Origin of the sequence: Paenibacillus cisolokensis (assembly GCF_018403665.1) — a bacterium.
Classification (GTDB): domain Bacteria; phylum Bacillota; class Bacilli; order Paenibacillales; family Paenibacillaceae; genus Paenibacillus_AH; species Paenibacillus_AH cisolokensis.
Map to the genome: position 1 here is coordinate 1 of NZ_BOVJ01000044.1, position 14,617 is coordinate 14,617.

Sequence of the window (14,617 nt, forward strand, 5' to 3'; positions counted from 1 at the left end):
CGACCGGTAATTTTTGCGGTAATCGCTCCAGGTATGGCGCGGGTTGTCCTCCACCGGATCGTGGAGGAACCACATCTCCCGCCCCGTGCCCCGCGTCAGCTCCTGCATGATGCCGTATTCCAGATACGCCGTCTCGAACGTCCGCTCGCGGCGCACCCCTTGATAGACGTTGGGCGTCCGCGCCGTCCCCGTCCACACCTGGGCGATGAAGCCGTCGCATGACGGCATCGTGACGAGGAGCGCTTCGGGGCTGACGATCCGCCACTGCGTATAGTTGATCAGACTGTGCGTCGGGACGTAGAACCGCACCGTTCGGCCGTGCTCGGCCAGCGCGTATTCCTTCATCCGGCTGCAAAGCCGGTCGAGCGCGCGGCCGTACATGGCGGCTTTCAGCCTGGACGCCCGGTACTGGGCGTCCGGGGAGGAGTGGGGAGGAATCCACTCCTCCCCGTAGTAATTCAGCCATTCCCGCTTGAACGCCTCCGAATAGCCCGCCTGCGCCCAAAATTCCGGCTCTTCCAGATGGATCGCTTCCACGCCGCAATCGACCGCGCGCTTGATTTTCACGGCCAAATAGTCGGTGAAGCTGTTCGTCGGCACCATATACGGCACATCTTTGCCGTGAAGAAGATGGTTGCCCTCGCGGTCCTTTTGGGCTTCGTCCCAATGATCGCGCCCGTCGAAGCGGCCGTACAGGTAGTCCTGATATTCGCCCCAGGAGACACCGGTCATCAGATGGATCGTATACCCGGCTTTCTTCCACCCTTCGATCCGCTCCGGCAGGTCGTCCGAGATGCCGTATACCATGACGAAATCGGTGCGCAAATCGTACTTCGGCCCGTACGGCCGCGACTCCTGAAACCCGGTCCACTCGGGACGCACCTTCGCTGTTCGGTTCATGACATGCAGCCTCCTTTAGGCCGATACCTTCAGTTCGGCATTTGCAGCTTCACGATTTCCTTGCCTTTCAGGTTTTCGTTAACGAATTGTATCGCTTCCGTATACCCCGTCTTATTCATTTGCCCGCGCAGATCGTTCAGCAGCCGCAGCGCGTCCTCGTCGGTCTTGGCATAAATCGCCTGTTCCCATACGTCCCCGATTTTGTCCATCGACGGTTTCAGCGCCTCCCATTGCGGCGACTTGATGATGACATCGCCCGGATTATACGCGGAGATGACGCTGATGCCGTTCGGACGGAGAATGCTGCGCGCGTTCTCCATCGCCGCGATCCGGTCCTGATCGGCCCAAATATCGCCGCCCGCGACGGAATTGATGCGGTCCTGACCGGTAAGCGATTCCAGACCGATGCTGATTCCTTCGTTCTTCCTCACCTTGCCGGTCGTGTCGGCCGCAAACTTGTCGAACCATTCCTTCTTCGCCACCGGTTTGCCGTTCTCCATCTCCCAATGCGTCCCCTGCACGCCGTAACGGGCCAGCATGAAGCCTTCGTCGGACGCCAGAAAATCGAGCAGCCGGAGCGCGGCGTCGACGTCTTTGCACGCTTTCGTAATGACGGTGACGTTATTGCCCTGTATCGCCAGATCGACAGGCCGATCCGGTTCGGCTCCTGCCCGCTCCAGCGGGCCGACCGGCACATAATCGCTGCCCGGATGCTGCTTCACGTAGTCTTTGGACGCATCGAGGATGGCCGGATAGTGGGCGGCCAATACCGCGATGCGGCCCTGCTTGATTTTCTCGTTGGCGATCGGGTCCGTCTGGGTGAACGCTTCCGGGTCGAGCAGCCCTTCGGCGATCAGCTTCCGGTAATACAGCGTATAGTCTTCGTACGCTTGGGTGAAAAAGCTGTGCTCCACCGTACCGTCGCCTTTGTCGACATAACCGGCGCCATAGAACATCGAGCTGCCGATGCCGACGGCCCAGCCGTTGTGGAAACCGCCAAGCGGGATGACAGGCATGCCGTTCTCGGTCAGATTGGCGTCTTTGATTTTTTTAGGAAGCTGTATAGATCGTCCTTCGTTTTGACCGATTGCGGATCGACCCCGATCTTCTCCGCAATGTCCTTGCGCACGTAGAAGCCGTACAGCCAGTCCATGGCGTCCTCGTCGGACGCGGGGTGGTTCTGGTACAGCAAATACTTCTTGCCGTCATAAGCGTCGAACGCTTTCTCGTACAGCGCGGGCGGCACATTCTCCTTGGCAACCGCCTTGGCCAAATTCGGGTATTGATCGAGCTTATCCGTCAGATCGACGAGTTGTCCCTCCTTGGCCGCCTTGATAATGCCGTCCAGCTCGCCGCCCCATGCCGGACCGGTGTAAATGTCGGGAAGATCCTGCGTCGCGAATATCGTGTTGACCTTCTCCACTTCGCTTCCTTTCGTGTACTCCCATTCGATCGTAACGCCGGTTTTCTCCTTGATCACCTGCTCGACGGGCGTCATGTCGACATCCGCGCCGGTGGAGCCGTTCCAGTTGTGCAAAATTTTCAGCTTGACCTCCTTGGCCGATGTCCCGCCGTCTTTGTCCGAAGACCCCGATTCCCCGCCGCCGGTACAGCCGGCCAGCATTCCCGCGAGCAGAGCAGCCGCCAGCAGCATCGAGACGTTTCTTAGCCGTTTGATCCTCATAAGCAATAAGCACCCTCCCGATATACGTTTATGATAAAGCTGCGCCTATACGACGATTGTCCGCATGCGGCGAGCCTTTACCCTTGTGCCGCGCCAAAGCCGCTTCAGCCTTTGACCGAACCGATCATGACGCCTTTGACAAAATACCGCTGCAGAAACGGATAGACGCACAAAATCGGAAACACCGTGATCACAAGCAGCGCCATCCTGAGCGACTCCGGCGTCGCGCCCGCCATATTGACGCCCACCGTCTGTCCGCCCTGCTGAGCCGCCCGCTGCATCGAGGATGACAGCGCTTCCGCTTCCATCAGCATTTCCTGAAGCAGTGTCTGAACGGGAATAATGTCCTTGTTCGACACGTAATAGGCGCCCGAAAACCAGTCGTTCCAATGCGCGACCCCGATGAACAGCGAGATGGTGGCGAGCACCGGACCCGACAGCGGGACGATAATGCGCAGGAAAATGCCCAGATCGCCGTAGCCGTCGATGCGGGCCGACTCTTCCAATTCCTCGGGAATGGCCTGCAGAAACGTGCGGATGATGACGATATGCATAAAATTGAACAGCATCGGGATGACGTACACCCAGAACGTGTTGATCAGATGCAGCTTCTGCAGCGTGATGAAGTACGGGATGAACCCCGCGCTGAAAATCGTCGGCAAAAAAATGTAGAAGGCGAAAAACGACCGTCCCGGAAGCTTCCGCTTCGACAAGGCGTAAGCCATCAGCGTGCAGAGCGTTACGTGCAGCAGCGTTCCGATCAGCGTGCGCAGCAGCGTAATCCGGTAGGCCTTCCAGATGCGGACGTTGTCGAACACTTCCACATAATTTTCCAGCGTAAATTTGCGCGGAAAAAATACAGGGCCCCCATCATCGAATCTTTGCCGTCGTTCAGCGAATAAACGAGAATATAAATGAACGGATAGATCATCGCAAAGCCGAACAGCGTCAAGATGAAGTAATTGATCAGGCCGAACAAGGAAAACGGTCGTTTCCGCACCGCGAATCACTCCTTAGAAGAGGGATACGTCGCTGACCTTCCTGGCGATCCGGTTGACGGTCAGAATGAGGATCAGGGCGATGACGCTCTGGAACAGACCGACCGCGGCGGCATAGCTGAGCCTTCCCTCCCGGATGCCGGAATTGATGACATGCACGTCGAGCACGCTGCCGATCGATGCCGTCGCCGGCCCGTTCAGCAGCAGCAGCTGCTCGTACCCGGCGCTCATCAGGCTGCCGGTCGCCAGGATGAACAAAATGACGGCGACGTTGCGTATGCCCGGAATCGTCACATGCCAGATTTGCCGAAAACGGTTGGCGCCGTCGATTTTGGCCGCTTCGTAAAGCTGCTGATCGATGCCGGCGATAGCGGCCATGTAGATGATCGAGTTCCAGCCGATATTTTTCCAAACCTCCGAGCCTACGATGATTTGATAAAACCAGGTCGTATTGTTCAGAAACCGGATCGGTTCCATGCCGAACGACGCCAGCAGATCGTTGACCGGTCCGCCGTAAGGCGTCAGCAGCCGCTGCATCAAGGTTACGACGACGATCCAGGAAACGAAGTAAGGCAAATACGAAAGCGTCTGCACGACTTTTTGAATTTGAGGTTGCGAACCTCGTTCAGCATAATGGCCAGAATGATCGGCAGCGGGAAGCCGATCAGCAGCTTCAGCATGCTGATGACAACCGTGTTGCGAATCAGTTCGTACGACTGGTAGTAATCGAAAAATTGCCGAAAATATTTCAAGCCGGCCCACGGGCTCCCGGTAAACCCGCCCGAAAACATAAAATCGCGGAAGGCGACCTGGATGCCGAAAAGAGGAACGTACGAGAAAAGAAAAAACCAGATAATGCCGGGCAGCATGAACAAATAAAACCATCTGTGCCGCCAAATCCGTTTCCACAGCAAGGATGCCGACATTCGCTCAACCTCCTTGAATCATGTTCACATCGCCGTTTCGCATGATCGTCGTCATTGCTTATGACCTTTCCATATATTTAATATGATTTTGTTAACAGGAAAATGAGGAGGAATGCGAACGAGCGAATTTTTTCGCCGCGGCATGCCCGATCGCCGAAATGTAGGGATTCGGTCGCATCATACAACCGGATTCGCATATCCTTGGAACCAATTCCGCTCAACAGGCTGTCATTTTATCGGAACGTTTGTCGAAGCTCTTGCCGTAGTTATATATCAATATATTATATATATGTTTAGGAGGTGTCGTTTGAAACGATAAAAGTGCCGCAAAGGAGGCGAATCCGGAAAGGCCGCGAGAACGGCAGCTCCGCCATCCCATACAGGACGAGGTGTTCCATTGTGATTCGAAAAGTCGCAACCGCAGGCCTTGCTTTGGCTTTGGTCTGTACGCTGTCTTTGTCGTTCGGGGCAGCGGCGGAACCCGCCGAGCCGCAGGCAGCTTCCATAACATGGCCCAAACAGCAAGCGCTGCCAAGCTTTGCGAAGGTCAAACGGCTCGAAGTCGCCGATGTCTACGACGCGCCGGGAGACATCAAGCTGCTGCTTGCTACGCTGCAAGGGATTGTCAATCGCACCGAGCCGCGCATCTATTTGATTGAAAACCGGGAGGAAGGCAAATTCGCATGGCTGAACGATCTGGACGTCCCGTACAAGGTCCGTGACAATTATTGGGACATTCTCAAGCGGTTCAAATCCGAAGTCCGGGGCGTCATCGTTTACGATCCCGAAGTGCCGGATTCGATCAATGTCGCCACGACGCTTGCGGGATTGAACGACGCGGTAGCGGCAAGTCCGGAGCTGGCGCAGAAATTGGCCGCGGCTCCGTACAATCTGAAGACGATCGAAGATTTGCGGGGAAAATTCAAAGACCGGCTGGATGCGTACACCTGGCAATACGAGCATTTGTGGCCAAGGACGACCCATCGGATGCTGATCGGCTTAAGCCCGGACACGTCGATCCGGATTCCGTCCGGCATCCCGTCCTCCTTCCGGACGATCGCGGAGGAGACGACGCAGGAGCGCGAAGCCAAAAACCGGGACACCTACGAGCTCGACCTTTCCCCTTTCCTCGGAGACGAGTCCGTCTACCTGCGCTTCGACGACGCCTTCCCGCAAGACGGCTGGGGGCCCGCCGTGCACGAGGTGACCGTCAGAGCGGACGGACAGATTATCGTCCAATTCGTGCCGGGCACGCCGGAAGAGGAGCCGTTCCTGTACGACCGGAACAACTCCCAGCTGTCCGCCGGAAGCGGCGGGCATCGTTTCGCCGACAACAACCGCTATTTCGTCTATCGATTTACGCCGCCGGCCGGAACGGCATCGCTGACCGCCTCGGTCGACATGTGGAACCAGTTCAAAGTGTCCGCCGGCAGCGAGCAGCCGCTATCGTCCGAGCAGAAAGAGCCGTACGGTTACTTGCGCGATTATGCGGTCGCGAACAAAGCGATGGTATTTTGGCTGGATGTGGGCGACCCGGAGCAGAAGGCGCTGTTCGAACGGATCTTGTCCGATGTCGAGCCGGGAACGCCGTATTTGGGCTGGTTCAGCAATGACGTCGCAGGGGAATTCAACGGCGTCGAAATCGCGTCGAACCACGGCGTTTATGTGCTGGCGGCCGACTGGTTCAGCAATATGACGGTTTTCTCCGGCACGAGAGCGGCCGCGAATCCGGCCAAGCCGGTCAAAGCGCCGAAGCTGCAAAATAAAATTTATGTGACGCTGACGTTCAGCGAAGGCGACAACTTCCAGTACAACCAGCATCGGTTGCGGATATTGTGGGACGATCCGAGCCGCGGCAAAGTGCCGATCAACTGGACGTCGAACCCGCTGCTGCACGACGGGCCCCGGCCATTCTGAACTATTACCAGTCGACGGCAACCGCTAACGATCTGCTGATCGCCGGACCGTCGGGGGCCGGTTATTTTTACCCGGACGCCTGGCCGGAAAGCTCGTTTGCGGCATTCCTGAAACGTACCTACCCTTACTTGAAGAAGACCGGCATGACGATTCCGTACGTGCTGAACCGGATCGCCGAGCAGAACGTTCCGCTCAGCGAGGCGAAAGCCGACGCCTATATAAACGAATACAACGTGCCCGGACTGTTCCTGAGCTGGGAAGGCCGTTACGGCGTCGAGCTTGTGAACGGCAAGCTGCCGGTCTCCACGATCCAGGGCATCAGCACCGTGCAGGACGGCCAGAACATTCTGGCGCAGGCGAAGGCGAACTGGGACGGGCAATCGCCGCTGTTCGTCTCCCTGGGACTGCTCGCCTGGAGCATGACGCCGACCGACGTCGCCGCGCTGGCCGAATCGCTCGGGGACGAGTACGAGGTCGTCCGGGCCGACCAGTATTTTTCGCTTATCCGGCAAGCTTACGGCCTGCCGGCCAAACCGTAACAAAGACAGTAAAAAAGCCTGCGCATTCCGCGCAGGCTTTTTCCTCCTCCTCGATTCTGATGACCGCGCATGCCTTAACGTCTCCCATAACGGTGCTCACCGTAACGCACAGCTCATCGTGTTCGACGAGGCTGAAGCTGTCTATGCGTTTGTCCCCCGTTCATTGACCTATCTTGTCGGAAGCCGTTCTGAAAGAGCCGTTCGCTGCAGCCAGATCACCGGCGATTATCGAACTTTTTTGGTTACAATTTCCTGCTTTCGATCGTTCACGACGAGTTGAAAAATATCCGGGCGGCTGTAATGCCCGACAACATCGAAATCGAACCGGCTTTGCACGACTTGCGAAAGATCGAGCGTCGCCAGCAGTATCCCTTCCTGGTTAAACAGAGGCTCTGCGACATATTCGCCGAGCGGTCCGACAATGGCGCTGCCGCCCCGGCTTAAAATGTCGTCATCGTTCTCGATATCCGCATAATAAGCCAAATCGGCGGGATAGGTCGCCTTGTCGGCAAACTGATTGCAGGAAAGAACAAAACAGCGGCCCTCGCAAGCGATATGGCGGATCGTAGCCTGCCACGTATCGCGGGCGTCCGCCGTAGGCGCGATGTAGATATCGATGCCTTGCGCGTACATCGCCGTTCGGGCCAGCGGCATATAATTTTCCCAGCAGATCAAGCCGCCTATTCTGCCGAACGGGGTATCGATGACGGTCAGCGTGCTGCCGTCCCCCTGCCCCCACAGCAGACGCTCGGAGCCGGTAGGCACCAGCTTGCGGTGCTTGCCGAGCAAAGCTCCGTCGGGTCCGATATAGATCATGGTGTTATACAAGGTGCCGGTGCTGAACTCCCGATCCCGCTCGACAACGCCGATGACCAAATAAACCTCCAGCTCTTTGGCCAGTTCGCCCAACATGTCGGTTTCGGCTCCCGGGACTTCGATCGCGCTTTCCCAGTAGCGCTGCCAATCCTTTCTTCCTTCGGCCGTACGGCTGCCGACACGCGTGCCGAAGCTAAGTCCCCGCGGATATCCGGGCAGGAATACTTCGGGGAAAACGATCAGCTGCGCCCCTTGTCCGGCGGCCTCTCTGGACATGCTTGCGATTTTATCCAGGGCCGATTGTTTATCGAACAAAATGGGCGCGGACTGCACAACGGCAACCCGAACATGACGCTCTTTCATTCCACCATCCCTCTCTGTGTCGACGCATTCTGATAATAATGGGCCAGCTCCACGATCATGGCGCCCATACGTTCATTCTCCGGGACCAGTATCCGTTTGACCCCCTCTTCCCTCAACGCTTCAGCCGTCACTTTGCCCACCGCCGCCGCAAGCACCCGATGGCGGAAGCTTTCATGGACCTCCAAATAATGGCCGTTGTTTTTGGCATATTGGAAAAAGTAACGTACCTGCACAGCGGTCGTAAAACAAACCGCGTCCACAGCTCCTTCCGCAATTTCCCGGCAAAGCAGGCGCGACATCTCCGGATCGGGAGCTACATGCCGATACGGCAGAATGGCTCGAACGACAGCGCCTCGACTTTCAAAAAAGGAAACAAGCTCGGGCATCGGCTCGCCATGGAGTTGAATCGCCACGCCCTGCCCGGCGTATTCGTAGGCCGTAAGCGCCCGGATCAGCCCTTTCGTCGTGCCGTCTTCATCCACAATAAGCGGCCGAATGCCGTGCTGCTTCAGCACAGCAACGGTTTTATAGCCTCTCGCGGCAACTTTGGAGCGCCGCACAATGTCCAACAGCCGATCCCGAACCCCGATTCGTTCCGCTTGCTCCAATAAGGCTCCAAGTCCGGTTCCGGTCGTAAAGATTGCCCAATCCGTTCCGCTTTCGAGCAGGTGAAGGAGGTCCCGTTCCACTTCCCGCTCTTGCAGCACAAGCAGACCTTGCTGCGGACGAACGACCGCCTCGCCGCCCTGCCGTTCGATAATTTCGCTGAGCTCCCGGATTTTGCGGGAGCCGGCAATGGCGATCCGTTTCCCTGCCAGTCCTTTAGCCACGGTGCTCACCCGCTCCCGCTCGCCGCCAGTACGTTCCGAAATCTTCGCCGGGTTCCCGATCCCGAACGTAAGATTCCAGCACCGGCCGAACCGCGGACACCAATTGCTCGAACGGCACCGTTTCCCGGTACCGCTCGTTTAAAGCCGTGCCGAGCGCGCTGCCTCCCAAGAAAATGTCATATTTGCCCGGCGCGCGGCCGATAAAAGCGATATTGGCATTGTACGGGCGCGCGCAGCCGTTCGAACAGCCGGTCATCCGAATGGTGATATCCTCATCGGACAGCCCCAGCTCTTCAAACAATTGCTCGAATTGCGGCACCAGCTCCGGCAGCGCCCGCTCCGACTCGGCAAGCGCAAGTCCGCAAGTAGGCAGCGATACGCAAGCCATCATATTTTGCCGCACTTTGGTCAACTCGTCCGGAAGCGGCACCCCGCAGGCGCGCAGCAGCTCTTCGACGGCGGGCCGCTGCTCGTCCGCGATGCCGCTCAGAATGACATTTTGCTGCGAAGTAAAGCGCACCGTCGGCCGAAACGTAAGCATCATATCGCGGAGCGCCGATTTCAACTTCATCGTCTCGGTATCTTTGATGCGGCCGTACGGGACGAACAACCCCAAATAACTGACGCCGTCGCGTTCGCGATGCCAGCCGAGATGGTCGTTGCCGTTCGTCCATACCAGCTGTCTCGGCGGTTCCAGCTTCCGGCCGAGGCGCGACTCGACTTCTTCCCGGAACCAGTCCAGCCCCCGCTTGTCGATCAAATATTTCATGCGGGCAAAACGGCGGTTCGAGCGATCGCCGAAATCCCGTTCGATCGTGACGATCGCCACGCAAGCATCCAGAATCGTCCCGACCGCCTCGTCCCGGGCGACATAACAAAGCGGACTGGCCAGCCGCGGATAGGTGTCCTGATCCAGCGCCATTCGCCCCATACCGCCGCCGACCAGCACCGTATATCCCTCGATATGGCCGTCCCGAATATGCGCCACCAGGCCGATATCGTTGTCATATACGTCCAGACAGTTGTCTCCTTCCGGCACGACCGCCACCTTGAACTTGCGCGGCAGATACGTTTCCCCGTACAGCGGTTCTTCCGTTTCGCCTTCCGCCAGCTCAACGGGCTCACCGTCCAACCAGATTTCATGATACGCATTGGTCTTCGCGCTGAGCCGGTCCGCAAGCGCCAGCACATCGTGGCGCATCTCCTCGCGGAACGGCTCGTCTCCCGGCTCCGCGCAGCAAATCGTATTGCGCCCGGAATCGCCGCATGCCCCGAGCGTCGTCACCAGCGCTTCGTTCAGCGTCTTGATCGTCGTCTTCAGATCGCCCTTCAGAATACCGTGAAGCTGCAACGTTTGGCGGGTCGTAATCCGCATATTTTGTAATCCGTATATTCGTCCGCCAGCCGGTCGAAGACAAGATATTGTTCCGGAGACAGCACGCCGCCCGGAATGCGGGCGCGGATCATCATGCTGTAATGCCGCTCCTTCCCCTCTTTCTTCAGCTTGGCCCGCAAATCCCGGTCATCCTGCTGATAGACGCCATGAAACTTGAGCACCTGAATATTGTCCTCGGAAAATTTCGGTTCACCGTCCTGCAGCGCTTCCTTGATCGTGCCTCGCAGGTGTCGGCTCTGCCGCTTGATAATCTCGATTTTGGATACTTTTTCGTCATTTGTGGTTGCCATAAATCGAACTCACTCCCCGTTGAATTCCGACTTAACCACTATGATAAAAGAAAAAGCGTCGAAAATAACCATCCAATGCCGGATCATTTGCGCCCATCCATTTATTCAGGTTCCGGACCATCCATGTTCAACAAATCGAAAAATATCTGTCAAGGTTAAGTTGAAATCGACCGCTTTATTTTGAATAATCAGTGGTATGATAAAAATCACACTGCCGTTCTATCAAAGTTGAAGAAGGTGAAAACCTTGTGGAAGCCCGATCGTCAAAGCAGCAAGCCGCTGTACGAGCAAATTGCCGACTATCTGGAGCAGCGCATCTCATACGGCGAGTTTCCGCCGGGCAGTCTGCTGCCGTCGGAACGCAAATTGGCGGAGCAGCTTGGCGTAAACCGAAGCACCGTCATTCAAGCTTTCGCCGAGCTGCGCTCGTTTGGCATCATTGAGAGCCGGACAGGCAGCGGCACGCGCGTCAGTGCAACCAAGTGGGGAGCTACGCCCAAGCATACGCCCAATTGGAGAAGGTATGCCGAAGGCGGCAGCTTTCTGCCCAATCCGCCTTTTATGCGCAAAATTCGGGAAGCGTTGACACAGCAGCCTTCGCTGATCGATTTTGCAAGCGGCGAGCTGGCGGCGGATTTGGCGCCCATGGATGAAATCGCGAGCCTGATGAGCGAGCATCGCTATACGTCCTATTTGGGCTACGACAATCCGCAAGGGTACATTCCGCTCAGACAAGCGCTGGTTGACTATTTGCAGCGTTACCGGAACATTCGGACGAGCGAATCGTCCATTCTGATTACGTCCGGATCGCAGCAATCGCTGTATTTGATTACGCAATGCCTGCTGTCGCCGGGAGACGCCGTCGCGATCGAGGATCCTTCCTACTGCTACTCGCTGCCGATGTTTCAATCCGCCGGACTTCGGCTGTTCCGGCTTCCCGTCGATCAGAACGGCATCCGTCCCGACGACATTCGCACCTTGTACAAAAAACATCGCATCAAAATGGTGTTTCTCAATCCGAATTACCAGAATCCTACGGGGACCGTGCTCGCCGAAGAGCGCCGCGAACAGTTGCTGCAGGTGGCCAGCGAATTGGCTTTGCCGATCGTGGAGGACGATCCTTTCAGCTTGACCGCTTACGAAGGAACGCCGCCCGCGCCGCTCAAATCGCTGGATACGGTCGGCTCCGTCCTGTATATCGGCTCGTTTTCCAAAATCGCCGCGTCCGGCCTGCGCATCGGTTGGATGGTCGCCCCGCGTTCCATTGTGGAGCGTCTCGCGGATGCCAGACAACAGATGGATTTCGGCTTAAGCGTCATTCCCCAGCAGGTCGCCGCGCAATTTCTGAAATCGTCTTATTTCGAACCTCATCTGGAGCGATTGCGCATGCAGCTGCAATTCAAGCGGGATCTGCTGATCGAGGCGCTGCAAAGGGAGCTTCCGGACTCGGTCCGGTACGACATTCCCCGCGGTGGGCTGCATCTGTGGTGCAAGCTGCTTCCGGATGTTCATGACGGCAAACTGCTGGACGAAGCGATACGCAGAGGGATCGTGTTCGTGCCGGGAAGCGTCTACGGCTCGGATGCGAGCTACGTCCGATTTACATTCGCCAGAGCCAAAACCGATGAGATCGAGCCCGGAATATCGCGGTTTGCGGAAGCGCTGCGGTCACTGATCGGCGAAAGCTCATCGCCATAACCGCCTTGATTAATGAAACAACCGCCGAGCGTAGATCTCGGCGGTTGTTTCTTGGTGGGTCGCCCCCCTATCCTGAAAATTAATTCGTTGCACGAACTAAAAAAGGCAATACGAAACTGACCCTGAACCTTACAAAAATGGTTAGGGTTGAAGAATGTTGATGTGTCTTTGTTAGAATCAAGATGCTACGGATTCTACCGTGACCTTTAACCCCAAGGATTCAAGTTTCTTAATTGATTGTCTGATAATCGTGTCGCGTTTTCGTTCCTCGTAATAGGTTGGGCCCAATTCAATGTAAGGTTGTCTGCGCTTGAGAATGTAATATGCGATCATCAATATGCTATGAGCTACGGCTACTGCTGCTCGGTTGGCTCCCCGTCGTGCGGCAATCCGATGGTATTGACTGGACAAGTACGTATTCTTCGTTCTCCCGGCGGCGCGTGCCGCTTCAACAAGAGCGCTTCGGAGTTTCTTGTTGCCTTTACGGGTCTTTCCTGATTTCCGTTTACCGGCACTTTCATTTTGACCTGGACACAGCCCCGCCCATGAACACAAATGAGCGGCGGAGGGAAATTGATCCATATTGGTGCCGATTTCGGCTGCAATCGTTTCCGCCGTTCTTCTCGCCACTCCGGGAATCGTGTCCAGCAGTTCCAGGTCTTCTTCAAAAGGGAGCATGCGCCTCTTGATCTCTTCGTCCAGTCTGCCGATTTCTTCGTCCAGATAATCGATGTGCCGCAGTTGTGCCGCCAGCATCAGCTTCTGATGATTTCCGATCAGTCCATTCAAGGCGCGTTGTAACTCTGCTTTTTTGTTTTTCAATCGCCCCTGTGCCAATTCCGAAAGCAATTCCGGGTTTTCTTCACCGGCGATCATGGCTTCGATCATGGCTCGTCCCGATTTCCCCAGTACATCGCTGGCGACAGACGACAGTTTGATGTTGGTGCCTTCGAGCACTTTTTGAATGCGGTTGACTTCCCGGGCCCGCTCATCAATCAGGCTGCGTCGGTATCGTATCAGTTCGCGCAGTTCCCGCTGGTCACGGTTCGGGATGAAACTGCCTTGCAGCAAACCGTGACGAAGCAGACTGGCGATCCATTCGGCATCCTTGACATCCGTCTTGCGTCCGGGCACGTTCTTTATGCTCTTGGCGTTAACGACGAGTGTCTGAATGTTCTCAAGCTCCAGCAAGTTGTAAATGGGCTTCCAGAACGAGGCGGTGCTTTCCATCGCGACATGGGTACACCCTTTGCTTTTGATCCAATCGACAAGCAGGATCAGGTCATCGGTCATGGTGGAGAATGTCCGGATTTCTTTGGTTTCCGGTGTGATCACGCAGGCCACCACGTTCTTCTTGTGAACGTCGAGCCCGCATACGTGGGTATAAACGACGTCCATACAGCAAAACTCCTTACGGCGGTATGGATTGAGGGCTGGTGCAGCAACCGTCGAACGATTATTCTATCCTGCGTGCTCCCAAAAGGGGCAACAATCTGTGGTGCACCTGGTCGCTGGGGCTCTGTCTAATCAACGGGCTCGTAAGCACCAAGGTTAGGCGACCTCCCTCGCCAGCCGTAAGTCCATTATATCGCACGTACCCCATTTTCATCATCTGATGGTGCCGCGTCAGCGGCATGGGGGTCTAATCTCAAATCCTATCATCGGCTAAATTCACGACATTATTCTGAACGGTTATTTTTACATAGTTTGAGTTCCATACTTTCGTTGTCACAACGATTCTTTGATTGTCCTTTTCAAAAAATAGCCGCTGCCTTCTTGTTGAATATAAGTCCATCCTTCTTTTCCATCCGCTCTCGAATTATTTCGGCAGGGGTTTTCACTTTTGTAAGATAATGCCCGTTTCCGTCAGAGGTTTCTTCCATCGATATAATGGATTGGTCTGTCGTATTCAGCGTGTACATGAGCTTTAGGTTAGCGACCCCGATATTCTTGACAGCTAAAGCGACCATGATCGTTCCAATCCCGATAACGCCGATGATGCTGAATAGAGCAATCTTCCAACGCATTTTCATGTTCTATCGTTTCACTCCTGTGAAAATGTCGGGCTTTCACTCCCGGACAAAAGATATGTCTTCCGTCATGATAGTCCAGATCCCAATCCGAATCAACTCCCGGCGGAGCGTTCACCCGAAAATAATGGTTCGGCAGAGAGGTTCGTTCCGAGCTTGGAAGACTCCTCCTCTAACAGCCGAAAAACGAAGCAGAACCGGACTTAATCCAAGTCATAACCACCGGCTTA

General features: G+C 56.0%; 11 protein-coding genes and 3 pseudogenes. 2 read left to right on the forward strand and 12 right to left on the reverse strand.

Annotated features, from left to right (window positions below; translation table 11 throughout):
• The 6 genes and pseudogenes from PACILC2_RS06325 to PACILC2_RS26455 all read right to left on the reverse strand — a co-directional run.
• Nucleotides 1-900, reverse strand: a pseudogene (locus tag PACILC2_RS06325) (hypothetical protein); the annotation flags it as partial.
• Nucleotides 901-929: 29 nt separating this feature from the next.
• Nucleotides 930-2,584: pseudogene (locus tag PACILC2_RS29220) on the reverse strand (extracellular solute-binding protein).
• A gap of 104 nt (nt 2,585-2,688) precedes the next feature.
• Nucleotides 2,689-3,408, reverse strand: coding sequence for a carbohydrate ABC transporter permease (locus tag PACILC2_RS06335; RefSeq protein ID WP_244863280.1), 720 nt, complete (start codon nt 3,406-3,408; stop codon nt 2,689-2,691).
• Nucleotides 3,345-3,584 (reverse strand): hypothetical protein, encoded by a 240-nt coding sequence (locus PACILC2_RS26445; RefSeq protein WP_244863281.1) that lies wholly within the window; start codon nt 3,582-3,584, stop codon nt 3,345-3,347. The genes PACILC2_RS06335 and PACILC2_RS26445 overlap by 64 nt, the downstream gene beginning before the upstream one ends.
• 13 nt (nt 3,585-3,597) lie before the next feature.
• Complete coding sequence (locus PACILC2_RS26450) at nt 3,598-4,158, reverse strand: ABC transporter permease subunit (protein WP_244863282.1); 561 nt, start codon at nt 4,156-4,158, stop codon at nt 3,598-3,600.
• Nucleotides 4,125-4,508 carry an ABC transporter permease family protein gene (locus tag PACILC2_RS26455; protein WP_244863283.1) on the reverse strand — a complete coding sequence of 128 codons (384 nt, stop codon included), beginning with the start codon at nt 4,506-4,508 and terminating at the stop codon, nt 4,125-4,127. The genes PACILC2_RS26450 and PACILC2_RS26455 overlap by 34 nt, the downstream gene beginning before the upstream one ends.
• Nucleotides 4,509-4,907: 399 nt before the next feature.
• Between PACILC2_RS26455 and PACILC2_RS06345 the strand changes: the two are divergent.
• A pseudogene (locus PACILC2_RS06345) lies at nt 4,908-6,964 on the forward strand (GxGYxYP domain-containing protein).
• Between the two features lie 225 nt (nt 6,965-7,189).
• Here the strand turns inward: PACILC2_RS06345 and PACILC2_RS06350 are convergent.
• Genes PACILC2_RS06350 through PACILC2_RS26465 form a run of 4 tightly spaced genes read right to left on the reverse strand, consistent with a single transcriptional unit; the run spans nt 7,190 to nt 10,659 of the window.
• A complete protein-coding gene (locus PACILC2_RS06350) occupies nt 7,190-8,143 on the reverse strand; it encodes a carbon-nitrogen hydrolase family protein (protein WP_213528204.1) in 954 nt (317 codons plus the stop codon).
• Nucleotides 8,140-8,973: a uroporphyrinogen-III synthase gene (locus PACILC2_RS06355; RefSeq protein ID WP_062493522.1), complete on the reverse strand. Its 834-nt coding sequence runs from the start codon at nt 8,971-8,973 to the stop codon at nt 8,140-8,142. The genes PACILC2_RS06350 and PACILC2_RS06355 overlap by 4 nt, the downstream gene beginning before the upstream one ends.
• Entirely contained in the window at nt 8,966-10,348 is a 1,383-nt protein-coding gene (locus PACILC2_RS06360; protein WP_244863286.1) for an NADPH-dependent assimilatory sulfite reductase hemoprotein subunit, read from the reverse strand. Before PACILC2_RS06360 ends, PACILC2_RS06355 begins: the two co-directional genes overlap by 8 nt.
• Nucleotides 10,303-10,659 (reverse strand): ferredoxin-like domain-containing protein, encoded by a 357-nt coding sequence (locus PACILC2_RS26465; RefSeq protein ID WP_244863287.1) that lies wholly within the window; start codon nt 10,657-10,659, stop codon nt 10,303-10,305. Before PACILC2_RS26465 ends, PACILC2_RS06360 begins: the two co-directional genes overlap by 46 nt.
• Nucleotides 10,660-10,905: 246 nt before the next feature.
• Here PACILC2_RS26465 and pdxR point away from each other — a divergent pair, with 246 nt between their 5' ends.
• The gene (gene pdxR, locus PACILC2_RS06365; protein ID WP_062493526.1) at nt 10,906-12,357 is read left to right on the forward strand and encodes a MocR-like pyridoxine biosynthesis transcription factor PdxR; all 1,452 of its coding nucleotides are present in this window, start codon (nt 10,906-10,908) and stop codon (nt 12,355-12,357) included.
• Between the two features lie 177 nt (nt 12,358-12,534).
• On the opposite strand, the gene PACILC2_RS06370 is transcribed toward pdxR, so the two are convergent.
• Both PACILC2_RS06370 and PACILC2_RS06375 read right to left on the reverse strand, forming a co-directional pair.
• The gene (locus PACILC2_RS06370; protein WP_213528206.1) at nt 12,535-13,755 is read right to left on the reverse strand and encodes an IS110 family RNA-guided transposase; all 1,221 of its coding nucleotides are present in this window, start codon (nt 13,753-13,755) and stop codon (nt 12,535-12,537) included.
• 356 nt (nt 13,756-14,111) lie between these two features.
• Nucleotides 14,112-14,390: a hypothetical protein gene (locus PACILC2_RS06375; protein WP_244863288.1), complete on the reverse strand. Its 279-nt coding sequence runs from the start codon at nt 14,388-14,390 to the stop codon at nt 14,112-14,114.
• Between the last annotated feature and the right edge of the window lie 227 nt (nt 14,391-14,617).

Excerpts from the sequence above, each read along its gene's own strand:
- PACILC2_RS26455 (WP_244863283.1), bottom strand. The coding sequence starts at position 4,508 with ATGTCGGCATCCTTGCTGTGGAAACGGATTTGGCGGCACAGATGGTTT.
- PACILC2_RS06350 (WP_213528204.1), bottom strand. The coding sequence starts at position 8,143 with ATGAAAGAGCGTCATGTTCGGGTTGCCGTTGTGCAGTCCGCGCCCATT.
- PACILC2_RS06360 (WP_244863286.1), bottom strand. The coding sequence starts at position 10,348 with ATGCGGATTACGACCCGCCAAACGTTGCAGCTTCACGGTATTCTGAAG.
- PACILC2_RS26465 (WP_244863287.1), bottom strand. The coding sequence starts at position 10,659 with ATGGCAACCACAAATGACGAAAAAGTATCCAAAATCGAGATTATCAAG.
- PACILC2_RS06370 (WP_213528206.1), bottom strand. The coding sequence starts at position 13,755 with ATGGACGTCGTTTATACCCACGTATGCGGGCTCGACGTTCACAAGAAG.
- PACILC2_RS06375 (WP_244863288.1), bottom strand. The coding sequence starts at position 14,390 with ATGAAAATGCGTTGGAAGATTGCTCTATTCAGCATCATCGGCGTTATC.